Source organism: Bremerella cremea (assembly GCF_039541315.1).
Lineage (GTDB): Bacteria > Planctomycetota > Planctomycetia > Pirellulales > Pirellulaceae > Bremerella > Bremerella cremea.
In genome coordinates this window covers 49,643-75,159 of sequence record NZ_BAABFZ010000001.1, presented here as the reverse complement: position 1 = coordinate 75,159, position 25,517 = coordinate 49,643, and the positions used below count along the sequence as shown (strand labels likewise).

Genomic DNA, 25,517 nt, shown 5'->3' with positions numbered 1-25,517 from the left:
ATGCGAAAGAACGGCCCATTGGGATGGTTTAGAATTCCCAAAGTAGCAAACAGGCGTAATCCAGATCGTTTCTTTTGCGATTGTTGGGCGTACTATCGTAGCGATCGTTGGCACTGATCTTCAGCGACAGGCCTTCGCGGATTGCGACCGTGTAGCTCGCTTCGTTCGTAAAGCGGTATCCCTGGTCTGCTTCCATCGAGGGATAGAAGTCAAAGTTCATTGCCAGCTTTTGCCCAACGGTGATCGAGTGATTGAAGTCGAATCCCAGATTCGCTTCCGGGACAATCCCTTTCTGTGGGCTGCCAAACTCTTGGTTAAAACCCGCACCACCATTGAGCGTGAAATCAGTCATGTCGGTCTTATATGCCTTGTAGCTCACACCACCATTGAAGACCAGGCGGAGATCGAAGGCTTTGAACTCGTCGTATTCGAGATTTGTGTTCTCGTAGAGCGACCAGTCTTTATAGACCTTCAACGGCCATTCCAGCTTGTGCTTGAAGAAGGCGTTGTTCTGCGTGAGGCCTTGCGGGCCGGCGGTTCGCAGATGCTTGAATTCCGACGTGAAGATCGTGTATTGGCCTTCACGCTTGATTTTTGAGCCGACACGCAAGCTGTTCGATTCGGTGTTACCTGTTTGGCCGTTCAAGCCAAGCTCGGCACTTTTGCTCCACTTCGATTCACCCAGCCAGTAGTCGATATGGCCATATTGGCCGTAGGGAACGTAATCGAGGTAACCATAGGAAGGTTCTTCTTCCACCGGCTCACCTTCTTCTTCGCCATCCTCGGGAGGATCTTTCTTTTCCCCTTCCGGCTTCTCAACCGTTTCCGCTTCGGCTTGTTTAGCGAGAGTTGGTTCGGCCGGCAAAGGAGGCAGCAGCTCGGGGACGTCGAGAGAGCCATCGATAGACGATTGCACGTCGTCGGCCGGCATCAGGTAATGGACGAACTCGGCCGTGGCGATATCGCCAGGCGATTGTTCGAAGTAGCTGAGTCCAATCGAATCGAAGGATTCGATTTCGTCACCGGTAGCCGGGACTGCTATCGCTGCCAGCGTTAGCAGAGCCAATGCGCAGATGGATTTTGGGGAGAACCATCCCATACGGGGAATTTCCTTCTCGAACTCCTTGGAGGGGAATCATGGAGATGAGTCGTATAAGGAAATTCCGGTATGACGCCAATACCAATCGTTAGCGCTCTGAAGAATTACCAGCGTAAAGCTGGCGGAAGCGAGCAAGAAACAAAAAAAGAGCGTCCCCGGTTGCAAGCAACTAGGGACGCTCTTCAGTGCTGGCGTACAAGGACTTATGACCTCCGTGCCGCCGTATTTAACTGCACATGTTTTGTCGATCGCGTGGCTCTACCGGCATCGGCGGTGGAGCAGTCGCTTTAGCGTACCTTGGCAGCGGGCGCGACAAGGTCGGCAACATACGGTGGAGCATCCTGAGTCAGGTGCTTCACAAACCGTTGCAACTCCACAGCATTGATCGGTAGGAGTCGCTGCTGCGTGGTCAGGCTCTGGACTGCTTTCCACGGTGCTCCGAGTGAGGACGGAGACGAAGCGGGCTGCGGGTTTTGCTCCCGAGCTACCAGCTCCCCCACGGTGGACTGTCCATCCTCCATGGTGCGACCAGCGCGATTCAATTGTTTTTGCATCGTCAGAAGCTGCTCCAAAGATTGAACCGCAAATTGAGAATCTCCCGTCTGGCAGATCAAATCCGCTTCAATCTGGATCATCTGATCCGCAACGCGTCGAGCTTTTTCGGTACGAGAAGCGTTTTCAGCCAGTTCCCGCTGCATGGCAAAAATATTGCTCATCACCAGGTCGGCTCGCTTCGAGTGCTCTGCTTGCAGCAAAACGTTGTTCTGCATGTTCACCAGGTCGGCCAGCGTCAGCTTGGCACGGCGAACGTCGTCTTGAGCGAGAATCAACTGCGAGTTCAAGCTGGCCGACTGGTTAAAGACGTTCTCGGCTTGAATTGCCGCTGGGTACTGCTGCGCGACGCGGTCGTGCAGACTCGCAATGCGATCGAGCGTGACTTCGGCATCGTTCATCGCCAGTTCGATCTTCGAGAGGCGAGCAAATTGCGCCAGCAACTTGTCGTTGATGGTGCTGACGCGTTGCGCCAGATCTTTCTGCTGCTCGAGCGAAACGAGCAAATCGTTTGTGCCGGTGATCGTCTTGGCAGCCTTGCCGAGTTTCTCGACTGAACGATCCATCCGCGATACGCGAATGTTCAGATCGTGTAGCTGCTCCTCCGACGGGCGAACGGCAAAGATGTAAACCAGGATCACACCTAGAATGATCCCAAAAGCAAATGAACCCCAGCTATAGGGTTCATACCCGTGTTCTTCCCCATCGTAGTCGTGGGTGTTGCGATATCCGTCCCTCATCGTGCACCTGCCTCCTGCGGCCAGCATTGATCCAAATTAGCCAATCGTTTCCATACGATAGCACTGGTTATCGTCAAGCTTTATGCAAGCATGCAGGTCTTTTTACCTTGCCTATTTTCAATGCGGGCTCGCGCGATCAGATTGTGCCGGGTGTTCAGGTTGTGCGTCTGATCAGCCATCAGAAGGGGCCAAAAGCGAAGATTTCAACGTTGCACGATCCTTGAGGCATGCCAGCACCTGGTTGTCTGACGACCAGAATCAGCCAGAAACAGCACCGATTTGCCCTGGACCTGGGAACCGGGACTTTGATACTCTCCGCCCCCACGTAAGTCTCGGGCGGTTCACGAAAGGGTACTGAGTATGAGCAATTTCAATTTCTTTGAATGGATGCGCAACGGGGTCAAGTCGGCCGTGTTGCTCGGCGTTTCTGACGCCGTGGAAGAGATCGGCATGCCGACCGAAGCCGATGGGTCGGACAACAACATCCTGGGCTTTATGCAGAACGCCAAGGCACAGCAGAAGCTGACCAACTCGTCGAGCACCAGCAGCAGCAGCACGCGCGGCGGTACTCGTAAGCGTTTGGGTCGCTCGCTGAAAGACATCGAGCCATCGACCAAGTAGTCGACGCTGGCTAATCCAGCAGATCACAAAACAGAAAAAGCCATCCGTTGTTTCAAAGCGGATGGCTTTTTTCGTGTGGTTGTTGTTTCAATTCGCAGAACAAAGTCGCAGGACCTAAGCGGCCTTGGCCTGCGAGCTCTTCGTTGTGGTCGCTTGGACCGGTGGCGTGATCTTGCCGGCAATCGGATTCACTTCCGGCTCAGGCTCCGGTTGTGGTTCTGCTTTCGGTTGCTCCACGCGAGGGCGTCGCGGGTTGAACAGTTGTGGAAAGGCCTTCTTCAGCCGGCCATGCCACCAGAACTTGTTTCGCCACAGCGGAACATGCTTGAAGTCGGGCGTTTCCCAGTCTTTGGCCTCGATACGATCGTGCATCAAGGCTGGGTGGGTACCGCGATAGGGGACGCACGACTGCATGTCGTAGATGTACTCGCCCACTGCTTCCAGCGGACGATCTTTGATCTTGGTGACTTGCTTGCCCTTCTTATCGAACACATAAAACTGCTCGAACTGGGCACTCTTTTCGGCCATCGCCTTCGGAGGACGAACATACCCGTAGTGGAAGACCCGGGCATTGATCATGGCCGAGTTCAGCCGGCGGCCATTCTTGCCGAAGCCGCATGCATCGCCCACGCTGCGGATCTGACGATCGTTGCGAACGATGCGAATTTGCCGGCGATAACCAAGCGGATCGCGAATGTTATAGTCGCCGCGGAAGTGAAGGTAACGGAAACGAAGCCCTTCGACCCAAGGCTTGTTCCAGTTGGTTTCCATCGCCTTCCGAATCGCCGGATAGTCCGATTCGTGGATGACTTCGTCGGCCTGGATATAGAAGCACCAATCGCCGTCACAGCGATCGAATGCCAGGTTGGTTTGGTAAGCGAGAACTTCGCCTGCTTTGCGCATCGCCGGATCCCAAGGCGTGATTTCGATCTCGATCTTGGGATCGCGGATGGACTTCAGCACTTCCAGTGAATTATCGGAGCAGTCGCCGACCTGAATGACAAAACGATCCACCAACGGGAGAACCGATTTGATACTCTCGACAAATGGGTAGCCGAAACGAACGCCATCCCGCAGGATCGTAAAACCACAAACTCGCATTGAAAGCATCCTTGCGACGCTAGCATATCGGTCCGGGTAGATCTGCCCGCCCCGACCGAAGTCGATTGTTCCATAAGATGACACGGACAATATCAAATAGTCCGTTTTGAAACTAACCCAATCTGAGCGAGGTTAGTTAGAACTGGCGCCCGCTTCTTTCTCGGCCAGAAGCTCGGCGAACTGATCTTCGGTCAGCACCGGGACCCCTAGCGACTCCGCCTTCGCCAGTTTGCTGCCTGCCTTCTCGCCGGCCACCAGATAGCTGGTCTTTTTCGAGACGCTTCCCGAGGCTTTCCCCCCTCGATCGCGGATGAGCTGCTCGATTTCGTCCCGAGTGAACTTCTCGAGCGAGCCGGTGACGACGAACGACAAACCGTCGAAGACCGCCGGGCCAGCCGCTTCACTCCGTTTGGCCGACTCCATCGAGACCCCCACGCCTTGCAGATCGGCGACCGTTTCCTGGCCGAACTCGCTTTGGAAGAACTCGCGAACCGAAGCTGCGATCACTTCACCGATGTCCTCGATCTCAGCGATCTCTTCCTGCGAGGCATCCATCAGCTTCTCGATCGAACCAAAATGGACCGCCAGTCGTTCGGCCCCGCGGGCACCGACGTGGCGAATCGAAAGGGCGTTGAGCAGCCGGCCGAGGCCACGCGACTTGCTGTCTTCCGCCGCGGCGACAAGCTTGTCTCCGGACTTCTTTCCCATGCGGGGCAGGGCGGCGATTTGATCGGACGTCAAGCGATAGAGGTCGCCGTAGGTCTTCACCAGTTTCTCGTCGACCAGCATATCGACCAGCTTGTCTCCCAGACCTTCGATATCCATCGCGTTGCGCGTCGCGAAGTAGCGAATTCGCTCTTTGATCTGGGCTGGGCAGCCTTGCCAGTTGGGGCAGCGAATGTAGACGCCACCTTCATCTTTGACGACGGGCGTGTTGCACGAAGGGCATTCGGTCGGGAAGGGGAACGGCGGCAGGTCGGTCTTGCGCTCGTGCTTCTCGGTCCGGACGATATGCGGGATGATCTTTCCCGCTTTCTCGACCACCACGACGTCGCCGATCCGAACATCCTTGCGGACAATTTCCTCGGCATTGTGCAGACTGGCACGCGAAACGGTTGTTTCGGCCAGCTCCACCGGCTCCAGGATCGCAACCGGCGTGATTGCCCCCGTTTTGCCCACTTGGACTTCGATATTGTTGACCTTGGTGATCGCTTCGTATTTCTCGAACTTGTAGGCGATCAGCCATCGTGGGCTTTTCGAGGTCGAGCCTAGCTTTTCCCGCTGCTCGAAGCGGTCGACCTTCAAAACGAGGCCATCCACTTCAAACTCAAGCTCGTGCAGCGACTCGATCAGTTCCTGGCAGTGCTCGATCGCCGACTCAAAATCAACGAACGACTGCACGAAGGGAGTCGCCGGCAAGCCATACGAGTTGAGTTCCTTTAAAAACTCGGAGTGCGACGACGCCTTCAGCCCCTCGACATATCCCACGCCGTGGCAAAATACCCGCAGTTTACGTTCTGCGGCGATCCGGGGATCAAGCAGACGAATCGTGCCAGCGGTCACGTTGCGCGTGTTTTTGTAGGCAGGCTGGCCGGCGGCGGCTTGCTTTTCGTTCAGCTTCACCAGGTCAGCGTTGGTCATATAGACTTCGCCCCGAACTTCGAGCACCGGGGGCACGTCGTCACCGGTGAGCCTGAGCGGGACATCGGCGATGGTTCGCACGTTGTGAGTGATATCGTCCCCCACGGTTCCGTTGCCACGGGTAAGAGCCCGTGTCAGGACGCCATTTTCATACAGCATCGAGACCGCCACCCCGTCGATCTTCAGCTCGACGACCCAGGCAATCTTTTCGTCCGGCAGAAGCTTGGCGATTCGCTCGCCGTACTTCTGTAATTCTTCGATGCTATAGGTATTGTCGATCGAGAGCATCGGGATGCGATGCTCGAACTGATCGAGGTGCGAGACCGGCGCATCACCGATTCGCTGTGTGGGGCTGTCGGCCGTGATCAGCTCAGGGTTTTCCGCTTCGAGCTGCTTCAGCTTGTTGAGAAGCTGATCGTATTGGAGGTCGGTAAGTTCCGGATTCGCTTCGACGTAATACTTGCGGTCGTGAATGCGGATCTCGTCGCGCAGTTTCTCGATATCCGTCTCGATCGACATGACAAACCTTCCAATGTTGCCCGAGCTTGGCCAGGGCAGGGGATCAGGGCTTCTCGAAAGCAGAGGTTACGTGCGACTAGTCCTGGCACTCAGGCGGAAACTGGGCATTGTTGGCCGCATTCGGCACCAGGCAGAGGAATTTCAGCGGAGTTTCGCCCGTATTACGGAACTGGTGGATCTCGTCCGGTTCGACCAGAATGGCATCGCCTGCTTTGATCGGACGGGGCGTTTCGTTCTCTAGAATGACACCTTCCCCGGCGATTACGTAAACTTCGTGCTCGTAGGGGTGATGGTGATGTGGCGTATGCCCGCCTGGGGCGACCTCGAATTGACGCATGGCAAACAGTGGGGCACCGTCCCGTTCGCTGATCAATTGCTTCACCTGGCACCCGGCAACGCCGGCCATTTCGACCTTGGTTGCTTCTCCCTGGTCGATATTTTGAATCTTCATCACGCTACCCAACTACGATTTGGCCTGGAAATAGGGAACATCTCAAAACTTATCGCACCCCCAACCGCTGAACAAGCGGACACCTATTCCCCTGGTATTCTCAGGCCGAAATTCCCGGTACCATAAAAAATTCATTTGCCATGATGGAAAAACTCCAGGGAAAGGCGAACCTTGTCGACACTGCAGATCGAAGCCCGAGGGGTCGAAGTTCATAACCTGAAAAAGGTCGACCTCGACATACCGCATCGCCAACTCATCGTCTTCTGCGGCGTGAGTGGAAGTGGAAAGACCAGCATGGCCCTCGATACGTTGTATGCCGAAGGGCAACGACGCTATATCGAGAGCTTTTCCGCTTACACCCGGCAGTTCCTCGACCGGCTGGAAAAACCCGACGCCGACCGGATCGATAACATTCCACCGGCGCTGGCCGTTACCAAAGTTAACGATACTCGCTCCAGCCGCTCGACCGTGGGCACGGCGACCGAGACGACCGATTATCTACGGCTGCTGTTCAGCAAGATAGGAACGATCGTCTGTCCTGGATGTCAGCAGCCGATCACGAAAGATACCCCTGGCCGTGTCGCAGATCAGATCATCGCTTCCGAGGGAACTGGCCGCATGATGGTCGCCTTCCCGGTCGTTTGCGAGAAGGACGAATGCGAAGGGGTGATCACGCAGCTTCGTGAAGATGGTTTCAGTCGCACGATCGTCGGTGGCGAAACCATCTCGCTGACGCCAGATCTCGACGAACCGCTCACCAAACGCCTGGAGGCAGGCGAAACAATCTCGGTGGTGCTCGATCGTCTCACCTTCGAGTCGCTGAAGGCCGAACGCTTGCGAGAATCTTTGGAAGCTGGCTTCGCCCATGGTGACGGCGTGTGCGAAATCCTGGTTCAACCACAAGAGAGCGGGAAGCTGCAAGGGCACAGCGTTCCGGTCGAGATCGACGGACAACCATGGCAAAGCCTGCGTTATAGCACCCAGCTTCGCTGCGAAGCGTGTCAGCTTGAGTTCATCGAACCCGATCCACGGTTGTTCAACTTCAACAGCCCGCTGGGGGCCTGCCCCGACTGTGAAGGCTTCGGCAACATTATCGACATGGACATGGACCTGATTGTTCCGGATCGACGCAAATCGATCGCGGAGGGTGCCATCGCTCCGTGGAACACGCCGGCCTACAAGCACGAGCTGGAAGAGCTGATCGCCCTGGCTCCCGATTACGATCTGCCGATCAATGCCCCCTACCGCGACTTGACCGAAGAGCAAGTCAACTTGATTGTCGAAGGGGTTCCGGAACGAGAGTTTGGCGGGCTGAAAGGTTTCTTTGCCTGGCTCGAACGCCGCAAGTACAAGATGCACATGCGAGTGTTCCTCAGCCGATGGCGAAGCTTCCGCATGTGCGAGGCCTGCCATGGTACCCGTCTTCGGCCAGAAGCGTTGGCCGTGCGGGTTGGGGGCAAGAACATCGCCGAGATCTCGTCGATGAAGATCGTCGACGCCTTGGCTCACTTTCATGCCCTGGAACTGACCGACTATCAAAGTGCTTTGTGCCGCCAGGTGATGCCTCAGGTGCTAGCTCGACTGCAATACCTATGCATTGTCGGGCTGGGCTATCTGGCACTGGACCGTTCGTTGCGGACGCTCAGTGGAGGCGAAGCCCAACGGGTGACGCTGACCAGCACCCTGGGATCTAGCCTGGTGAACATGCTGTACGTTCTCGATGAACCAACTGCCGGGCTACACCCCAGCGACATTTCCCGGTTGAACAAAGCAATTGTCGATCTGCGGAATCGAGGCAATACGGTGGTGGTTGTCGAGCACGAAGAGACACTAATTCGTGCCGCCGACCAGATCATCGAGTTCGGTCCCGGCGCCGGCGAACGTGGCGGTGAGATCATGTTCCAAGGCTCTCCCAATGAAATCGAAGGGGACGAAGACAGCCTCACTGGCGAGTTCCTTTCTGGCCGGCGAAGTGTTGTGCGGAAACGAGATCGCCGATCGACTACCCACGGCCGCGTTCGCCTGAAGGGAGCTCGGGGCAACAACCTGAAAAACCTCGAGATCGAGTTCCCGCTCGGCGTTCTGACCGTCGTAACGGGCGTCTCTGGGGCCGGCAAAAGCTCGCTGGTCGATCAAACGCTTTACCCGGCTCTTTGCCGCCGCAAGCGAAAAGAAAACATTCAAAGCCTGCCCTACGACGACGTTTTCGGCGATGGACAGATCGATGATGTCGTTTTGGTCGATCAAGGACCGATCGGACGTTCGCCGCGATCCAATCCGGTGACCTATATCAAGGCGTTCGACGAAATTCGTAACGTCTTCGCCTCGACCATGCAGGCCCGGACTCGCAATCTGACGGCCAGCCATTTCAGCTTCAACGTCCAAGGTGGTCGCTGCGAAAGTTGCAACGGGGATGGGCATATCGCCATCGATATGCAGTTCATGGCGGACGTCTATGTGAAGTGTCCTGAGTGCAAGGGGCAACGCTACAAGAAGGAAGTCCTCGAGATCACCTATCGCGGCAAGAGCATCGCCGACGTCTTGAATATGACGGTGCGTGAAGCGTTCGTCTTCTTCCGCGGGCAGCCGAAGGTTCAAGCCAAGTTGAACCTGCTGAACGAAGTTGGCCTCGACTATCTGCGTCTGGGACAGCCGGCCAATACGCTATCGAGCGGGGAAGCTCAGCGTTTGAAGCTGGCCGGAAATCTCGCGACGACGAAAAAGGCTCGAACGCTGTTCTTAATGGACGAGCCGACCACCGGTTTGCACTTCGCCGACATTGTCCAGTTGTTGGACTGCTTCGCGAACTTGCTGCAGATCGGTCACTCGTTGATTGTGGTCGAGCACAACATCCATGTGATGATGGCGGCCGACTATATCATCGACCTCGGCCCAGGTGCCGCCGATGAGGGTGGCAACGTGGTCGCTATGGGAACGCCTGAGGAGATCGCAGAGAATCCTGCCTCGGTGACCGGCAAGCATTTGGCGGCGGCTCTTAAGACGTTGAAGGCATAGGGCATGCTGCGTCAGGGGAAGACCTCGTCGCTGGAGGTGGAAGTTTGGTACGTGCCCGGCGATTCACCGACTGGGGAGCCAAAGTACCTAGAGGGCCCGTTCATTCAGGGAGGCAAGACGCTGACTTCCCGCTTGCCGTTTCGCCCGGCCATGCTTGGGGAGCAAGCGGCTTGGAAAGCGATCGTACCGGAGCCAAGTCTTTGGACGCCCCAGGCCCCGGCCGTTTATCAAGTCAACGACACCGATCAGGTGATTGGCCTGCGTGAACTTCGCGCTCGTGGCGAGAGCTTCTACCAAAATGAATTCCGCTGGCTGATCCGCGCGGCTTCGAGTTCTTCTGGTGAATTCGTCGGCTGGCAAACGTCCGATCTGGTGCCTATCGTCAGGCGGCCAACGCCGGAGATGCTTCAGGCTGCTTCGCTTTCGGGCCAGCCTTTGGTTGTTTGGATGGATGGCCCCGCGGATGCCATGCTGGCCGAAGCAAGTCAGGCGGCCTCGGTACAAATGGTGGTATTGCCCGCGGAATCGAACCCCACAGGACTGGTCCATTCACATCTGCTGATCGGTGCGGCGATCTCTGGGGAAAGCACTCTGCCGGATTGGGCTCATTTCGTGGTGGTGCCGGAAGAGTTGTTGGTGGAAGGTTGGACGCCCGGTCGTCGACTTCCGGTTGTGGCAACGCGACAATGGAAGACCGATGGCGCATCGCCACAGCAGCTTCGGACCGATTGCGATCGATTTCAGGCGGAACTAAGTCGAGGTGCCGAGTACGCCGGTCTGTGGCTTTTAGCGAAAGAAAATCAATGACCGATCCTTTTGACCGCTATGCCCGTCAGATGAGCTTCGCGCGAGTCGGTCGCGAAGGCCAAGAGAAGCTCTCTCGATCGACTGCGTTGGTCGTTGGTCTGGGGGCTCTTGGTTCGGTCATTGCGAACACGCTCGCTAGGTCCGGGGTCGGCACGCTGCGGATCGTCGACCGCGATTACGTCGAGTGGAACAACCTCCAGCGGCAGTTCATCTACACCGAAGAAGACGTTCGCCGCCGACTTCCCAAAGCGATCGCGGCGAAGAACCATCTGCAAGCAGCCAACGCCGACATTCGCATCGACGCACAGATTGCCGACGTCGATCATCGCAATATCGAGCAGCTTTGCCAGGGCGTCGATGTGATTGTCGACGGAACGGATAACTTCGAGATCCGCTTTCTGTTGAACGATGCATCGCTGAAGCTGGGGATTCCCTGGGTCTATGGCGGATGCATCGGTGCCGAAGGGCAGACGATGACCATCCTGCCGGGCGAAGGCGCCTGTCTGCGGTGCATCGTGCCCGACTCGCCCCCTCCGGGCACCACGCCGACCTGCGACACGGCAGGTATTCTCGCACCGATCATCGGCGTGATCGCTTCGATGGAGAGCATGGAAGTGCTGAAGATCTTAAGTGGCCATCAAGACCAGGTCAGCCGCACGCTGAATGTGATCGACCTTTGGGACAATCGCCTGCGGCAAGTGAAACTTGGCAACGTGGCAGGCAACGCGAGTTGCCCGGCCTGTGGTCAGCGCAATTACGAGTGGCTGGATGGCAAGCGTGGCAGTCAATCGGCGGTGCTGTGTGGTCGCGATGCGGTGCAATTGAGCTTCCCCGATGGCGACCCGATCGACCTGACGGCTTTCGCGGAAAAGCTGAAGCCGCTGGGAAGTGTCGAGGCCAACGCGTACCTTCTACGGGCCAATATTGGCGATCATGCTTTCACGCTATTTGGCGATGGCCGGTGCATCGTTCACGGGACCAGCGATCCCGCCGAAGCACGCACGCTACATGCCCGCTATATCGGGACTTAGCTCCCCGGGTATTCTGGTTTCAGCCAGTCGATCGCAGTACAATACAGAGAGCAGCAGACGGCTATTCGCATTCGTAGATTAACCCCCATGCGAGCAAGGAACTTTCCCGTGACGCAACAACCTCATCATCCGTTCAAAGAGTCCGATTACCAACACATGTTGGACGCAATGTTCGTGAAGCAGAACGAGGAGCTTTGGAGTCGACTGCGGGAACAGATTGCCGAAGAACAGCGCGTTGATGAACTGTCCAAGGCAATCGGCATCGACGACAAAGAGCTGATTCAATCGCTGCTGGATATGGGCATTACGGCTCGAAGTATGGCCGCACTTACGATGTACCCAATGGTAAGTGTCGCCTACGCAGACGGCATTTTGGGCATCGAAGAACGCGACCTGATTATGAAGATGGCTGGCGAATGGAACATGAAGCCGGGCGATCCAGGGTTCGAGGTTCTGAACGACTGGCTGTCGTCTGGCCCGACCGAAGATGGCTTGGCGACCTGGCAGAAGTACATGCAAGCCATTCTGGCCCAGATGAATCCGCAGCAAGTTGCGGAAATGAAAGAATGCATCATGAAGCGATCGCGGGCCGTGGCCATGGCGGTCGGCGATGTGCTGGGCCGCTTTGGCGATCGTACCAATAAGGCGGAGGATGCCCGCCTTGCCGAGATCGAAGCGACCTTCCCGTAAACCCGGGGGGCTTTTGCCCAATCTTTTTCCGCGAATCGTTTGCAAGATTTCTCGATTCGCTGCAAACTGGGTAGTTCCCGGGGGGAGTAATGCTCGCTCCCTCCGATTCCTTTTCCAGCTCATCCCAGTTTGTGATGTCCATGCAGCGATCGCTCGCGCGCCCTTCATTCTCGGCTGCCATACTCGGAATCGGCCTGATTGGCTTGATTTCCTGTCTGGCTCATGCTGCCGACCAGGGCAATCCACTGGAAAGTCGAGGCTTCGAGAAATTCGGCTCGAAGTGGGTTTTGAAGGAAGAGCTGGCTCTAAAACGCGATATCGACACGCTGGAAGAGATCGTCAAACGGACGACTCCTCTGCGTCGCCAGGTCGAATTGGCCGTGGCCGACAACGCCCAGCGTTGGCAACGTCAGCAGGTCGCCTCGAAGTTGATCGACCAGATTGCCGTTGCCATGAAACGCAACGCAGTGGGGACCGACGAAGAGAAAAAGGTCCAGCAGCAGATCGATCTTTTAAAGCGTGAACTGCGGGACGGCGTTGCTCCCGATCGCTTCGGCGGGCAGCCTCATATGCGGGCCATGCTTGAATCGTTGACGTTGATGCATCAACAAGCTTCAGTGTTGGCGATTCGCATCGAAGCACAAAATGGACAGATCCATGCTCGTTATCACGAATTGCCCGAGTCCGCACACATGTGGATTGCCGAGCAGCCACGTGAGAACCTGGGGCCGCTATTTCGTGCCGAGCAGGTCGAACAGGTTGTCCGCAAAGCGCGAGCATCGATGAACCTGGATGAGATTCCGTTGTTTCTTCAAGGACAGCAGAAGCGAATTGGAATTGTCCTAGGTGACCAGTATCCAACGGTCGTTACGGTTTCCCCTAAGACCAACGAGCTGATTCTTACCTCAAACATGGCTTACTCGGTCGGGCTGCGAAGTCTCGGCGAAGTCGAATCGATCACCCTGCCTGGCGGGCAAAAAGCGAGTGCGCGAAGCGGAAAGCTTACGCAGCTAAGGATCGGCACGATCTCGATGCAAGATGTGTCGGTTATGATTCTGGAACCCTCCGATGAGCATCTAGGGGGCTATCTTGGCCTCAGGATGCTTCAGGCCTGGAACCCCCAGTTTGCCGAGTCAGGAGTGGGGCTCTCTTTAGATCCCACCACGCAAGTGTCGACTGCCTCTCGGTAGTGGGGATTCCGATCGTCCGAAGGAACGATGGGGCTGGTGAGGCAAGGTTGGAGGACTTCTACTTTCGACCTGGATTTTCCAAGAATTCGGGGGACAATGCTTCCATTACGATAGATAATGGTAACAATGAGAAGCCTGGGAGAATCTCCCGCGAGTCACTCATAAAATTTCGATGAGGCGACCCAAAATCTTTGCGAATTGGGTTTTCCTAGTTTCGGAATAAGCATTATGAATAACTTCGCGTCCCGGGAAATTCGGCAAAGTTTGCGTGTTGGTTAATTTTTGCCCATTAGATCGCCGAATCGGTACTAGACGGGCTTTGAATTGTACACACGGAATCTGAGCGTATAATTTCGTTGAAGTCGGTTTGACGCGAAAGCAAATTTGTTAGGGAGTATTGGGGTTGGCGGCGAAACCCAAAATCCTGTGCCTGTGCGATGCTACTAACGACACCAATGTCGTTGAGGAACTTCGCCAGGATTTTGAAGTCACGGAAGTGCATAATCCACTTCGCGTGATTGCCAAACTTCGAAGTGCCCCCTATAGCGGCCTGTTCATCTCGACTTCCCATCAGGAGGTCTCGAGCCGCATCAGCAATCTGCTTGAGAACGAGCACATCCTCGACGGTATGCCCGACGGTGTTGCGATGTTGGATCGCGACAACACCATCCTGTGGGTGAATGCCTGTTTGGCGCGTTGGGCCAACCGAGGCGATCTGGTTGGCCAGAACTTCTACGCAGCTCTTAACAGCCCCGAGATCCTTGGTCCGGATTACTGTCCGTTTCATACGGCCATGACGACCGGGGAGGCGAGCGGGTCGACGCTTCGCACGGAAGACAATCGTTACTTCCATGTACACGCGGCCCCGGTCATGACACCGTCGGCTCCGCCGAATAACCTCATCGTTACCGTCCGCGACGTTACCGATGAAGTCATTCAGCGACAAAAGCTCGACGCAATTCATCGGGCCGGGATGGAACTAGCCGATCTGACGACCGAAGAAATCTTCAACATGGAGGTTTCCGAGCGGATCGAACTGCTGAAGAGCAACATCCTGCACTACACAAAGGATCTGCTCAGCTTCGATGTGATCGAAATTCGTCTGCTAGATCAGCGAACCGGAGAACTGGTTCCGCTGCTGTCGGTGGGTATCGACAAAGAAGCAGCCGAACGCGAACTGTACGCTCAAAGCACGAACAATGGCGTGACCGGCTTCGTGGCCTCGACCGGCAAGAGCTACCTTTGCGAAGACACCAGCAAAGATCCGCTGTACCTGGAAGGCTTCAAGGGAGCGAAGAGCTCGCTGACCGTTCCGCTGCTGCTGCACGACCAAGTCATTGGATCGTTCAACGTCGAAAGCCCTGAACCACGGGCCTTCACCAACAGCGATCTGCAGTTTCTCGAGATCTTCTGCCGCGATCTGGCGGTCGCCTTGAACACGCTGGAATTGCTCGTCGCTCAGCAAGCCAATACGGCTCAAGCGAGTGTCGAAGCGATTCATAGCGCGGTCGCCTTGCCGATCGACGAGATCTTGAACGACGCCGTGAACGTGATGCAGCGTTACATCGGTCACGATGAAGAAGTGGTCGAGCGGCTGAAGAACATCATTCAGAATAGCCGCGACATCAAACGCGTGATCCAGCGCGTTGGCGAAAAAATGACGCCTGCCAAAGCGGTCCCAGCTTCGGCCAAGCAAGAGCAGCGTCCGCTGTTGAAAGCGGCTCGCGTGTTGGTTGCCGACGCGGACGAATCGGTTCGCAGTGCGGCTCACGCCCTCTTGGATCGATACGGCTGCGACGTCGAAACGGCACACGACGGGACCGAAGCCCTTTGCATGGTTCGGGCCGGACTGCATTCCACCGGATACGATGTCATCATCAGCGACGTGCACCTGCCCGATATGTCGGGGCATCAGTTGATGGTGAAATTGGGCGGCATTATCTCCCCCGTCCCGATGGTCCTGATGACCGGCTTCGGCTACGACCCAGGCCACTCGATTGTGAAGGCTCGCCAGGCAGGTCTGCTGCCGAACGCGGTCCTCTACAAGCCATTCCGCCTCGATCAACTGGTCGAAACGGTTGAACGGGTTATGACCGCGTTCGCGGGTACGCACTCTACCTAACGCACTTCTTCAGGAAGCTGGCGTTTGCTCGTACCGCTTCTGGGACGTTTCGCAATGTAAAGTTCCGTAGGGCTGCCGCGATGTCGTCTGGTAACACCAGATGATCCCACCTATTCTTAAGCGGTCTTAGGGCAACAACCACCAAAACTTCGGCTCATAATGTATGCACTCATGGCGGTGCTGATGCTGATCGCAGGCATCGGCCATCTGGCAATCTGGACGCGACTTCACTGCTTTGTTCATAGTTTTCCTTACAAGCAGTGGCTGATTGATACGGCCGAGTTCACGACCTACATCATGTCGGTACTGATTCCTTCGCTGTTCCTGGTGTGGTGGATTCAACAACCTCTCAACTGGCAGCCGGTTGAGGGCGATCCGGTCACGTATTCGACGCTTTACTACGTTTGGTTTGTTTACGGAACGCTGTCGGTGATCGCCTTTTTCGTGGCGTCGTTTCTGTGGCTGCTTTATCAGCGTGATGCTCATATCGCGGCAGGATACTTTAATGAGCGGCTGCTCGCGTCGTTCAACTTTGACGAGAAGGCTCCGCAGTGGCTCACTTCGACCAGTACGAAGGTCGCCAGCATGATCCCAGCGAACCAGATTCTGCGATTGGAAGTGGATCGCAAAGAACTGTTTCTGCCGCGACTTCCAGAAGAGCTCGACGGCTTCACGATCACGCATCTCTCCGATCTACATCTGAAGGGGCACATGGCCCAGGACTTCTACCGGAAGGTGGTCGACCAGGCCCAAGACCTGCAGAGTGAAATGATCATGATCGCAGGCGACATCTTCGACCGTGACAAATGCTTTCCTTGGACAGAAACGCTCGCCGGTCTGACGGCCGACTGCGGAACCTATTTCATCCTTGGCAATCACGAGAACCGTTTGCTGGATAAGGGCATGGCCCGCAAGGTTTTGGTCGACGAGGGAATGATCGATCTGGGTAGTCGACATCTGACCCTAATGATTCGCGATTATCCCGTGTTGATGGCAGGCAACGAATTGCCCTGGCATCCACCGGCCGCCGATTTGGACAGCTTCGATCTAAGCCAATTCGAGCAGCGCCCGTTCCGAATCTTACTTTCCCACACGCCAGACCAGATCAACTGGGCGCGGGCGAACGATTTCGATTTGATGCTGGCCGGGCACAATCATGGCGGACAGATTCGCTTGCCGGTGATTGGTCCTGTGGTCAGTCCAAGTCGTTACGGAACCAGGTACGCTGGTGGAACTTTCTTCGTTGATCCGACGCTGATGCACGTTAGTCGTGGGATTTCAGGCACCAGCCCTTTGCGTTGGAATTGCCCGCCAGAGATTACGCAGTTAGTCCTGCGAACCCGCGACTAAGGTTCGCTCCCTCTTCGAACGCAGCAAGCCCCAACAAAGCGGCGGCGTGAAGACCGATCACTTTGGTTGGGGCGTTGCCAACACTCCAAGGGCAAGTGGAGTAGTCAACTCAGTTCATCAAGGCGTTGGCAGGCCGATTGTCGGTGACAAAGAAGTCGGCGAATTCGGGAGCTTCGATCGCGGTTCCCTCCATGTCGTATTCGTCGGAAATCAAGCTGCCGATGTAAGCCTGGAGCGTTCGCGAGGCTCCTTCATCAGCGTGATGCGTGGCGACCTCGCTGGCGAAGTTCACCAGGTCGTATACCCGGCACTTGGCGGGCAGCACTCGCAGTCGTTTCTCACTGAGGGCATCCAGGTTGGTCAGCCCATAAAGCTGGTTCATACGCCCGGTTAAACGATGGAAATCGGTCAGCACGTTGGGACGATCGAACGACTTCGCCCGATCCCATTTGAACAGCAGTTTGTAAAGCTTGTTGCACTCGTTCAGCGAAGCCCACGAGGTTTGCGAGCTCTCGAATCGTTGCCGCAGACCTGCATAGCCTTCGCCGTTGTCGTAGCTTTCCAACGCCCTGGAAATGCAGTGGCCGATATCTTTGCCCAAGCTGATATCGCTGCGGAAGGCTCGGCTGTAGCCAATCGCCCCGTTACTGCACAGCATCCTAAGGAACGACAGGTAAATCTTCGGTTGGCTGAACCCATCGATGGGAGTTTCCATGACGAAGCGATGCTTGAATTTGTCGCCGCCGATCTCGAAGTCGCAGTCGCCGCTGCGTGGTCGATGCGTGCTGGTGATGACTCCTTCGGTGTATTTGATATCTTTTCCGCCGTAGTGATCGAGCAGTGCTCGAACTTCTTCGTGGGTGATTACCGGGCGTTTCGGATTGCTGACCGAAAGGAGGCGAGGTCCTTTCGCCCCGCCACGTTCCAGGCAAAAGCGGACCGAGTCGTTCGGAGCTTTCTCCGAAATTCGCTGGAAGACTTCGCCATGATCGAAGTAGCGGAACACGCTTTCCGAAAAGCCAAACCGCATGAACATCGACTTCCAGAAACGTCGCGTAGGACGAACCTTCTCGCCGTTCAGTTCCAGGCCGGTCACTTCGACGCGGCCTGACTTTTCGTCTCGTTGAGCTTCCACCCGAAAATCGCTTACTCGGGCATGGCCATATTCAAAATTCCATCGCATGGTCAGGGATCCTTCCAGGAAAGTTGGGTTCTCGATTAGGCACAGTCGAACCAGATCGCAGCCGACGCTTAAAAGCGGCTGCGATGCTGTTCCCACATCGGTCGGGTCTCCTTGAGGGCGGCGACCAACTTCGGAAGTTTGACTTGGGTACCGGCGATCAGTCGACGCGATCGCTGGCTGATCGCTTCAATCTCGCGATTCATCTTGAGACTGTTCCACTGATCGCCGGTCCACACGTATTGCTCGGTTGCCGCGGCTGTCTTCATGATCGGATGCGGAGTCTGCTGACACTGCACGACCTGTTTGAACGCCAGTTGGGCATGTTTGCGAAAGACTCGCCCGCACATCTGGATGGTGCAAGCCTTGCTCGACGGACGACAGAACACCGTTTTCAGGTCGGGGCAATCAAAGCCCTCAGTCAAGATGTTCATGTTGATCAAAACCTCGATCTTGCCTGACAGGAAGTCGGCCAGTTGTCGATCGCGATTGCTTTTGGCGGTCACGATTTCGCTGCGAATGCCACGCAGGGTCAGTTGGGCCTGGCATTCGACGCATTGGTCGTGGCGGTGGAAGAAGACAATCGACTTCCCCCACCGCTGGATGTCCGCCGCATAAGTTTCAGCGACGGCTCCCGGGGTATATTCTGGAATGGTGTAGTGGTGATATTGGCTGAGGTAGCCATCTTGAATCAGCTGATGGATGCCAGCGTCGCGGATCACATGATCGAAGCACAACTTCACCCGGTCGCCGCGGAACGGTGTCGCGGTCAGGCCGACGATGTACTGCGGACGAATCGAGCAGTGCAGGTTTGCCATGCTCATGGCGGCGTCGTGCTGGGCTTCGTCCACGATCAGCATGTCGACTTTGGGGGGATCTTTGTCGAACATCGAGATCAGTTCCAGCTTCACGTCGAAGCCGCGAGCCAGGTTTTCTTCCTGGGCTTGCTTCAGCAAGTTGCGTCGCATCGAGACCCAACCGATCGATAGGCCAAAGTGCTTTTGCATCCACTGGGCGATCGCCAGGCCCATGACTGTTTTGCCGCTGCCGGTTGGGCTTTCGATCAAGACCGAAGCACTCGAACCGGCGAACTCGTCGAACGGATCGGCGGCGGCGTTGAGCAAGGCTTTGATTGCCTTGGTGACGATTCGCAGTTGGTAAGAGCGAGGCTGCGCGGCGACTCCCTCGAACAGGTCTTCCAGTACCGACAGCTCGGCAAAGGCCGCCTTCGATTCCACCGATTCTTCCATCCAATCACACAATTGCAGGCCAGTATCCACAGCCATGACAGACTTCTCCATATCTCAGCAAGGGCGATGATTTTGTGTCGTGTGCAGCCGGTGGAAGACATTTCCTAACCGCGACACACGTACTATCGATCAGGCCGATGACACGTTGGGTCACCCGCTGAGAGAAGCCGAAAAAAGTTTTCGGAAATTGCCCGTGATACAACCGAAGTCACTGACAGTAAAGAAGATACGGCTAAGAGTGCATTTGAAACTTGCCGGTCGCCGGGAAGGCATTTTCAAAGTGCCGTACTTCCGGATGGCGAGAAGAAGCAGGCCAGACGATCGCGATGACATCGAATCGACCGGCACAGTTGCCCAGAAGGTCATGGCGTTCCATGTAGGCCAAAGCGGCCCGGGTCAGGCGTTGTTGTTTCTCGCGGTCGACTGCTTCATCGGGCGAGCCTTTCTCTTCGGCCGAGCGGGTTTTCACTTCGACGAAGACAATCGTGCGGTCCTGTACGGCGACGATGTCGATTTCACCCAGGCGGGTCCGATCCTGCCGGGCAATGATGGTGTAGCCCTTCTTTCGCAGATACCGGCAAGCAAAACGTTCCCCTCGCTCGCCGAGCGATTGCGGAGAAGACCAACGCTTGAACCAGTCCCACATCGTCGATCACCACTTGGGAATCGGGGTCGGAAGTTGTTGAATGTCGGGATAGCCGGGCAGCGTGCGATAGTGGGACTCGAGAGCCTCCATCACATCGAGCACGACATCTTCCTGCCAGAACCGACCGGCAACCTGAACTCCGACTGGCAGGCCGTGACTTCCTCGTTCGACCTGGGCGGCGAGCTTCTCGCTGGCATCGTTTCCGGTTCGATCTGATTCCTCGTCTTGCCGCACGGTGGTCGCCGCGACATTGCCACACGGGACGCCCAGCAGATTGGTAATCAGGCTGTAACTTGCCGCAGGCAAGAGATCGACGGCACAACCTTCCGGCGGAGCAGGCGTGGCATGCGTCGGGCAGAGAACCACATCGACTTCGGCTTCATCCCATTGCTGAAAGACCTGATGAACCTGTTGCGATGCCTGCCAGGTCACTTGCCAGAGCGAATCCGCCGAGCGTGGACCCGAGGCCTGAAACAGCAGGGCCATCTTATGCTTGCCGAATGGCTTCAAGGCAAGGGCGGCGATCAAAGGTCGAAGCCAACGAGGCAACGCCGCCAAGCGGACCAGGCGGGCGACCTCGCTATCGAGCTTGCTACCTTTCAGCATGCGGCGGAAGTCGCGGCCTCCGTCAGCGCTGGCGATTCCGAAATAGGACTTCAACATGTCGAGCGTCGGTGGTGGTCCGAGAGGGACAATCGTCGCGCCCTGAGCACGCAGGCCGTCGGCACCTTCGCGTAAGGCCCGGCGAACAGCGGGGCAAACGGGAAAGAACCCGTCGTCTTCTATCAGACCGACCCGCAACTGCGACAGTTCTCTCGAACCCGAAGTCAATCGGACCGGTGGATCTTCGGCGTAGTCCCAACCGCGTGGCGATTCTCCACGTAAAAGGACTTCCATCGCCAATCGCAGATCGGCCACGTTACGGGCCATCGGGCCGGGCTGATATTCGAGCCAGGTTAATCCCCGCAAGTTGGCGCGAGTTCCGCTTCGGATCAGTCGCCGCGAAGTTGGCTTCAAGCCACTGACACCACAAAAGTGACAGGGTAATCGAATGCTTCCTCCCAGATCGCTGCCCAGGCCGATGGCCGTTCCGCCAGCCGCCAAGATCGCCGCTTCGCCGCCGCTGCTTCCGCCGACACCACGAGCCAGATCCCAAGGGTTGTTGGTCGTGCCGTAGACCGGGTTGCGTGTCTCGTGAATGATCATCAACTGCGGTACGTTGGTGATGCCCAGGACGATGCCACCTGCCTTTCGCAGTCGCGCGACCGAAGTCCCGTCGACTGCTGGCAATTCGGGAGGTGTCGTCATGCCCAACGTCGCCTTGGCACCGTCAACGTGAAAGCATTCCTTGATGCTCAGCGGCACGCCACGCAGTGGTTGATCGACCGGTGGCGAGCTTTCGTTGTCGAACTTCTTTGCCACCTCGCGGGCCTCGTCGAAGCGAGTTTCCACGATCGCATTGATATGCGGATTGACCGCCTCGATGCGTTGGATGTGCGCGTCGATTACCTCGCTGGTCGAGACTTCGCGAGTCGCGATCAGGTGGGCCAGTTGTGCGGCGCCATGGTGCCAGAGTTGGGGGGATGTACGTTGCATGTCCCGATTCTACCCAGATCGAGATGCACTGTCTTCGGTCACCTAGGAGAGGGCGGAAAATGCCTAACCTTGGACACTTTCCATCCATTTACCGAGTCCGCTCAGGATCATGTCGACCGCGATCGTACCGGTGAGCAAGGCCATGATTCGGCCGATCGTGTCGAGGTAACGTTCCATGATCGGTTCGTATCGTTTGCGAATCAGGTCGTGCAGCCACTTCAAGAAGATGATCGACACCACGCAGACCAGGACCGAAAAGCCAATCGCTCCGGCCGCTTCCGGAATACTAACCCTCGAGCCAGTCACGATCGCGGCACTGATGGTGCCAGGTCCGAGCATAAAGGGAAGGGCGGTTCCTTCGGCGCCTTGCGGGGCATCACCGCGAAGGCCTTTGAGGGCGGAGCTGCCGATCATCACCAGTCGAATCGAGACCAGCAGGAAGACAACGCCGCCAAAAATCAAAAACGATTCGTAGCGAACCTTGAAGGCATAGGTAAATAGTCGATCCCCTGCGACGGCGAAACCGAAATAGACGGCAGCGCTCATCAAGCCTGCACGCGTCATCGTTCGCGCGAACGATTTCAGGTCGAGTCCTTGAATTAGGTCGAGCAGGTAGATGCAAAGCAGGAAAGGGTTCAGGAGGACCAACAATAGAATGGTTGAGTCGATCAGGGGCTGGCTGAGCATTTCGGACTTAGGCTTCCAGTACGGTCTTGAGAAACTCTTGGGTTCGTTGATGGGTAGGGTTGGTGAAGATCTCTTCCGGCGGACCATCTTCCAGGATGACGCCACCATCGAAGAACAGCACGCGGTCGGCAATTTCACGAGCGAAATTCATTTCGTGGGTGACCAGCAGCATCGTCATATCACTTGCGGACGCCAGTTTGCGGAGCACCGCCAAGACCTCGTGCACCAGTTCGGGATCGAGTGCCGAGGTGACTTCGTCGAACAGCATAATGTCTGGCTGCATGGCCAGAGCCCGGGCAATCGCCACACGCTGTTTCTGCCCGCCGGAAAGCTGGGCCGGGAAGGCGTCGGCTTTGGCTTCCATGCCGACCATCTCCAGCAATTGCATGGCGGTCTCGTCGGCAATTTCTGAGGTGACGTGATTCACCAGCCGTGGTGCCAGAGTTAAGTTTTGCCGGACCGAAAGATGCGGGAAGAGGAAGAAGTGCTGGAACACCATTCCCAGTCGCGATCGCATCCGCCGCATATGGGCTTCATCGGCTGGCTTATTGCCGTCGCCATTGGGCATGGTCCATATCGATTCGCCATCGATTTGAATGTCGCCGGAATTCGGTGCCTCGAGCGTCATCAAGATGCGCAGCAAGGTACTTTTACCTGAACCGCTGGGACCAATAATGGCGATCTTTTCGCCTGCTTGGATGTCGACGTTTAGCCCGCGCAATACGGCATTGTTACCGTAAGACTTCTGCAGGTCGCGGACTCGAAGCTGAGGAGGTGTTTCGTTCATGACGTCATTGCCGCGGTGCGCTTGCGTAGCCATTCCACCGACAGTCCGGCCAGCAGACTGAGGAAAATGAAGAGCACACCTACGATCGTTAAAGGTTCCAGGTAGCGGTAATGTTCGTTGCCGAAAATCTTCGCCTCGTTCAATACTTCCAGCACGGTGATCGTGGAAAGGAGCGGGGCTTCCTTCAGCATGGCGATCAGGTAGTTCCCCAGATTCGGCAAAATCGGCGGGATGGCCTGGGGCAGAATCACGTAGCGATAGGTTTGCCAGGGCGTCAGATTCAAAGCCTTCGCGGCATTCCACTGCCCCTTGGCGACACCATCGAGGCCTGCGCGATAGACCTCTGCCGTGTAGCAGCTGTAATGCACGCCTAGGACGACAATTCCGGTCATCAGTGGTGACAGCCCGCGACCAACCATGTCGATCATCACGAAGTAGACGAAAAATAACTGCACAAGCAGCGGCGTCGATCGAATGAACTCGACCACGCCCCACGTCGACCAACTGAGCCAACGCTGCTTCGAGCGTCGCAGGACGGCCCACAGTAAGCCGAGGATCAAAGCCAAGACCATGCCTCCGGCAACCGCTTCCAGCGTGACAACCAGGCCACTTAATATGTGTGGCAGGACCTGCCAGACAACTTCCCATTTCCACATTGGTTACTGTCCTCCACCGTAGTCGCGACCATGCGACAGGCGACGTTCCAATAGACGGAAAGCACCGGTGATACAGATCGACAGCAGGAAATAGATAATGAGCAGGAGGCCAAAGATTTCAAACGAACGATGCGTATCATCTCGCAGAAATTTGCCTTGCAGCGTCAGGTCGGCGACGGTGATCGTCGAAACCAGGGCGGTCCCTTTCAGCAGTTCGATCATTAAGTTGCCGAACGGCGGGATCATGCTGAGAACGGCTTGCGGGAAGATCACGTAACGCATGGTCTGCCAGCGATTCAGGTTTAAAGCTGCCGCGGCCTGGTACTGCCCTTTGGGAACCGAATCGAGGCTCGCTCGAACGACTTCGGCACCGTACGCCCCGACATTCGCCCCCAAGACCAGGATGCCGGTGGTGATCGCGTCGAGGCGGATGTTCGTCAGTTCCGGTAACGCGAAGTAGAACCAGTAGAGCAAGATCAGGGCACTCGCCCCGCGAAACAGCGTGATATAGATCGAGCTGAGCCAACGCAGGATCGGATCTTTCGATTTGCTCCAAACACCAAACAACACCGACAGCACAATGGCCACCAGGCTGCCGCCGGCGGCGAGGATCACGGTGATATGCAACCCTTGCAGTAAGAACGGAAGCAAATCAAAAGGGGGCGGAAGGTTTTCGATATTCGAGAGAAGTTCACTCACGGTGTTTGTATCAGTTCCTTGGCAGTCTTGTTTCCAGGCAGAGTCGATTCGTCAAAACCAAATGGTTCGACCAGCTGCAGGTGCTCTGGCGACCCGATAAACTTTGCCAGCTCTTCGTTAAAGCGCTCGCGGATGGCGACATCTTCCTGACGAAACCCAAACGCCCCATAGCCACGAATTTCTTGGCCATCGATAACCGGGTCGCTGAAGGGCTGAGCCTTTTCGATCGCATCACTGTCTTGCTTGGCCAGCAGATCGTTGACCGTCAAATCGGTCGCGGCGACGGCATCGATCTGGTCTCCTTTGAGTCCCAGAAGGGCGCTGGCGTAGTCGGAATAGACCGCAATCTGTCGAGGGTCGATCCCAAGCTTCTTGGCGTATCCTTGCTCGACGCTTCCTCCCATTACGCCGATCTTGGCGTCAGGGTGATCGAGGATGTCTTCATAGCTGTGCAGATCAAGCGGGTTACCAGCTTTGACGATGAATGACTCTCCGATCCCATAGGTTGGATTGGAAAACGAGATCTCGAGCCCTCGCTCCGGCGTGATATACATCCCGGCAGCGATCATATCGAACCGCTTTGCTTTCAGGCCAGGAATGAGCGAGCCAAAGTCCGCGACGATCGGCTGAACATCGGTCACACCGATCTTCTCCAGGATTGCTTTCGCAACTTCGGGAGCCTCGCCGGTAACCCGGCCAGTCGAAGTGTCCAGGTAACCATAAGGGGCTTCGTTGGCAAATCCAATTCGGATTGCTTGCGTCCGCTCGATCCGGTCGAGCGTCGGCTCTTCATTCGCTCTCGATTGGGTGGCTTGCCAGGAAATGACGCCGCAAGCTGCTGCTATTATTAGCAGTGCTGATACGCCAGTTAGCGTAATTTCCGACTTATTTTCATCAAACATTGATGCGTGATAATCGTAACTTATTTCAGGTAGACATGTTGTGTCTTCAGTTGATTGGTGGTCAAAACAGTTGTTGGGACGTTGATCTCCTGAAGTCGATGTGCTAAAGTCTAAAGCTAATTAGTTGCGGCAGCAACCATTGCTGCAGTAATTTTTAAGCGTAAGATTTAACCGGAGCTTCCCTC

At 56.3% G+C, this 25,517-nt stretch carries 22 protein-coding genes; 8 read left to right on the top strand and 14 right to left on the bottom strand.

Annotated elements, in window-relative coordinates; translation table 11 throughout:
• Window positions 1–28: 28 nt before the first annotated feature.
• Both ABD890_RS00325 and ABD890_RS00320 read right to left on the bottom strand, forming a co-directional pair.
• Complete coding sequence (locus ABD890_RS00325) at window positions 29–1,099, bottom strand: DUF481 domain-containing protein (RefSeq protein ID WP_345084216.1); 1,071 nt, start codon at window positions 1,097–1,099, stop codon at window positions 29–31.
• A 287-nt stretch (window positions 1,100–1,386) separates the two neighbouring features.
• Entirely contained in the window at window positions 1,387–2,391 is a 1,005-nt protein-coding gene (locus tag ABD890_RS00320) for a hypothetical protein (RefSeq protein WP_345084213.1), read from the bottom strand.
• Window positions 2,392–2,751: 360 nt separating this feature from the next.
• Here ABD890_RS00320 and ABD890_RS00315 point away from each other — a divergent pair, with 360 nt between their 5' ends.
• Window positions 2,752–3,012 carry a hypothetical protein gene (locus ABD890_RS00315; RefSeq protein ID WP_345084210.1) on the top strand — a complete coding sequence of 87 codons (261 nt, stop codon included), beginning with the start codon at window positions 2,752–2,754 and terminating at the stop codon, window positions 3,010–3,012.
• Between the two features lie 114 nt (window positions 3,013–3,126).
• On the opposite strand, the gene ABD890_RS00310 is transcribed toward ABD890_RS00315, so the two are convergent.
• The 3 genes from ABD890_RS00310 to ABD890_RS00300 form a co-directional block, all read right to left on the bottom strand.
• Entirely contained in the window at window positions 3,127–4,113 is a 987-nt protein-coding gene (locus tag ABD890_RS00310) for a glycosyltransferase family protein (RefSeq protein WP_345084207.1), read from the bottom strand.
• Window positions 4,114–4,245: 132 nt separating this feature from the next.
• The gene (gene ligA / locus ABD890_RS00305) at window positions 4,246–6,273 is read right to left on the bottom strand and encodes an NAD-dependent DNA ligase LigA (RefSeq protein WP_345084204.1); all 2,028 of its coding nucleotides are present in this window, start codon (window positions 6,271–6,273) and stop codon (window positions 4,246–4,248) included.
• A gap of 76 nt (window positions 6,274–6,349) precedes the next feature.
• A complete protein-coding gene (locus ABD890_RS00300) occupies window positions 6,350–6,724 on the bottom strand; it encodes a cupin domain-containing protein (protein WP_345084201.1) in 375 nt (124 codons plus the stop codon).
• A gap of 171 nt (window positions 6,725–6,895) precedes the next feature.
• Here ABD890_RS00300 and uvrA point away from each other — a divergent pair, with 171 nt between their 5' ends.
• The 7 genes from uvrA (at window position 6,896) to ABD890_RS00265 (ending at window position 16,929) form a co-directional block, all read left to right on the top strand.
• Complete coding sequence (gene uvrA / locus ABD890_RS00295; RefSeq protein WP_345084199.1) at window positions 6,896–9,739, top strand: excinuclease ABC subunit UvrA; 2,844 nt, start codon at window positions 6,896–6,898, stop codon at window positions 9,737–9,739.
• A gap of 3 nt (window positions 9,740–9,742) precedes the next feature.
• Window positions 9,743–10,546, top strand: coding sequence for a hypothetical protein (locus ABD890_RS00290; protein ID WP_345084196.1), 804 nt, complete (start codon window positions 9,743–9,745; stop codon window positions 10,544–10,546).
• Window positions 10,543–11,577 carry a ThiF family adenylyltransferase gene (locus ABD890_RS00285; RefSeq protein ID WP_345084193.1) on the top strand — a complete coding sequence of 345 codons (1,035 nt, stop codon included), beginning with the start codon at window positions 10,543–10,545 and terminating at the stop codon, window positions 11,575–11,577. The genes ABD890_RS00290 and ABD890_RS00285 overlap by 4 nt, the downstream gene beginning before the upstream one ends.
• A gap of 108 nt (window positions 11,578–11,685) precedes the next feature.
• Entirely contained in the window at window positions 11,686–12,267 is a 582-nt protein-coding gene (locus tag ABD890_RS00280; protein WP_345084189.1) for a hypothetical protein, read from the top strand.
• Window positions 12,268–12,401: 134 nt separating this feature from the next.
• A complete protein-coding gene (locus ABD890_RS00275) occupies window positions 12,402–13,457 on the top strand; it encodes a hypothetical protein (protein ID WP_345084186.1) in 1,056 nt (351 codons plus the stop codon).
• A gap of 403 nt (window positions 13,458–13,860) precedes the next feature.
• Window positions 13,861–15,579 carry a hybrid sensor histidine kinase/response regulator gene (locus ABD890_RS00270; protein WP_345084183.1) on the top strand — a complete coding sequence of 573 codons (1,719 nt, stop codon included), beginning with the start codon at window positions 13,861–13,863 and terminating at the stop codon, window positions 15,577–15,579.
• Window positions 15,580–15,738: 159 nt separating this feature from the next.
• Window positions 15,739–16,929, top strand: a complete 1,191-nt coding sequence (locus tag ABD890_RS00265; RefSeq protein ID WP_345084180.1) for a metallophosphoesterase — start codon at window positions 15,739–15,741, stop codon at window positions 16,927–16,929.
• Between the two features lie 109 nt (window positions 16,930–17,038).
• On the opposite strand, the gene ABD890_RS00260 is transcribed toward ABD890_RS00265, so the two are convergent.
• The 9 genes from ABD890_RS00260 to ehuB all read right to left on the bottom strand — a co-directional run bounded on the left by ABD890_RS00260 (window position 17,039) and on the right by ehuB (window position 25,332).
• The gene (locus tag ABD890_RS00260; protein WP_345084177.1) at window positions 17,039–18,112 is read right to left on the bottom strand and encodes a DUF932 domain-containing protein; all 1,074 of its coding nucleotides are present in this window, start codon (window positions 18,110–18,112) and stop codon (window positions 17,039–17,041) included.
• Window positions 18,113–18,180: 68 nt separating this feature from the next.
• Entirely contained in the window at window positions 18,181–19,395 is a 1,215-nt protein-coding gene (locus tag ABD890_RS00255) for a DEAD/DEAH box helicase (RefSeq protein ID WP_345084174.1), read from the bottom strand.
• A 196-nt stretch (window positions 19,396–19,591) separates the two neighbouring features.
• On the bottom strand, window positions 19,592–20,005 hold the full coding sequence (locus tag ABD890_RS00250; protein WP_345084171.1) for a YraN family protein: 414 nt from the start codon (window positions 20,003–20,005) through the stop codon (window positions 19,592–19,594).
• A gap of 6 nt (window positions 20,006–20,011) precedes the next feature.
• Entirely contained in the window at window positions 20,012–21,601 is a 1,590-nt protein-coding gene (locus ABD890_RS00245; protein ID WP_345084168.1) for an amidase, read from the bottom strand.
• A 63-nt stretch (window positions 21,602–21,664) separates the two neighbouring features.
• A complete protein-coding gene (locus ABD890_RS00240; RefSeq protein WP_345084165.1) occupies window positions 21,665–22,288 on the bottom strand; it encodes a MarC family protein in 624 nt (207 codons plus the stop codon).
• 7 nt (window positions 22,289–22,295) lie between these two features.
• Entirely contained in the window at window positions 22,296–23,075 is a 780-nt protein-coding gene (gene ehuA / locus ABD890_RS00235; protein WP_345084162.1) for an ectoine/hydroxyectoine ABC transporter ATP-binding protein EhuA, read from the bottom strand.
• Window positions 23,072–23,731, bottom strand: a complete 660-nt coding sequence (gene ehuD, locus ABD890_RS00230; protein ID WP_345084159.1) for an ectoine/hydroxyectoine ABC transporter permease subunit EhuD — start codon at window positions 23,729–23,731, stop codon at window positions 23,072–23,074. The genes ehuA and ehuD overlap by 4 nt, the downstream gene beginning before the upstream one ends.
• A 3-nt stretch (window positions 23,732–23,734) precedes the next feature.
• Window positions 23,735–24,430 (bottom strand): ectoine/hydroxyectoine ABC transporter permease subunit EhuC, encoded by a 696-nt coding sequence (gene ehuC, locus ABD890_RS00225; RefSeq protein WP_345084156.1) that lies wholly within the window; start codon window positions 24,428–24,430, stop codon window positions 23,735–23,737.
• Window positions 24,427–25,332 carry an ectoine/hydroxyectoine ABC transporter substrate-binding protein EhuB gene (gene ehuB, locus ABD890_RS00220; protein ID WP_345084153.1) on the bottom strand — a complete coding sequence of 302 codons (906 nt, stop codon included), beginning with the start codon at window positions 25,330–25,332 and terminating at the stop codon, window positions 24,427–24,429. The genes ehuC and ehuB overlap by 4 nt, the downstream gene beginning before the upstream one ends.
• Window positions 25,333–25,517: the final 185 nt, after the last annotated feature.

What these genes read in the sequence shown, in the direction of transcription:
- ABD890_RS00325 (WP_345084216.1), bottom strand. Translation starts at nt 1,099, where the DNA reads ATGGGATGGTTCTCCCCAAAATCCATCTGCGCATTGGCTCTGCTAACG.
- ABD890_RS00320 (WP_345084213.1), bottom strand. Translation starts at nt 2,391, where the DNA reads ATGAGGGACGGATATCGCAACACCCACGACTACGATGGGGAAGAACAC.
- ABD890_RS00315 (WP_345084210.1), top strand. Translation starts at nt 2,752, where the DNA reads ATGAGCAATTTCAATTTCTTTGAATGGATGCGCAACGGGGTCAAGTCG.
- ABD890_RS00310 (WP_345084207.1), bottom strand. Translation starts at nt 4,113, where the DNA reads ATGCGAGTTTGTGGTTTTACGATCCTGCGGGATGGCGTTCGTTTCGGC.
- ligA (WP_345084204.1), bottom strand. Translation starts at nt 6,273, where the DNA reads ATGTCGATCGAGACGGATATCGAGAAACTGCGCGACGAGATCCGCATT.
- ABD890_RS00300 (WP_345084201.1), bottom strand. Translation starts at nt 6,724, where the DNA reads ATGAAGATTCAAAATATCGACCAGGGAGAAGCAACCAAGGTCGAAATG.
- ABD890_RS00290 (WP_345084196.1), top strand. Translation starts at nt 9,743, where the DNA reads ATGCTGCGTCAGGGGAAGACCTCGTCGCTGGAGGTGGAAGTTTGGTAC.
- ABD890_RS00285 (WP_345084193.1), top strand. Translation starts at nt 10,543, where the DNA reads ATGACCGATCCTTTTGACCGCTATGCCCGTCAGATGAGCTTCGCGCGA.
- ABD890_RS00275 (WP_345084186.1), top strand. Translation starts at nt 12,402, where the DNA reads ATGTCCATGCAGCGATCGCTCGCGCGCCCTTCATTCTCGGCTGCCATA.
- ABD890_RS00265 (WP_345084180.1), top strand. Translation starts at nt 15,739, where the DNA reads ATGTATGCACTCATGGCGGTGCTGATGCTGATCGCAGGCATCGGCCAT.
- ABD890_RS00260 (WP_345084177.1), bottom strand. Translation starts at nt 18,112, where the DNA reads ATGCGATGGAATTTTGAATATGGCCATGCCCGAGTAAGCGATTTTCGG.
- ABD890_RS00255 (WP_345084174.1), bottom strand. Translation starts at nt 19,395, where the DNA reads ATGGCTGTGGATACTGGCCTGCAATTGTGTGATTGGATGGAAGAATCG.
- ABD890_RS00250 (WP_345084171.1), bottom strand. Translation starts at nt 20,005, where the DNA reads ATGTGGGACTGGTTCAAGCGTTGGTCTTCTCCGCAATCGCTCGGCGAG.
- ABD890_RS00245 (WP_345084168.1), bottom strand. Translation starts at nt 21,601, where the DNA reads ATGCAACGTACATCCCCCCAACTCTGGCACCATGGCGCCGCACAACTG.
- ABD890_RS00240 (WP_345084165.1), bottom strand. Translation starts at nt 22,288, where the DNA reads ATGCTCAGCCAGCCCCTGATCGACTCAACCATTCTATTGTTGGTCCTC.
- ehuA (WP_345084162.1), bottom strand. Translation starts at nt 23,075, where the DNA reads ATGAACGAAACACCTCCTCAGCTTCGAGTCCGCGACCTGCAGAAGTCT.
- ehuD (WP_345084159.1), bottom strand. Translation starts at nt 23,731, where the DNA reads ATGTGGAAATGGGAAGTTGTCTGGCAGGTCCTGCCACACATATTAAGT.
- ehuB (WP_345084153.1), bottom strand. Translation starts at nt 25,332, where the DNA reads ATGTTTGATGAAAATAAGTCGGAAATTACGCTAACTGGCGTATCAGCA.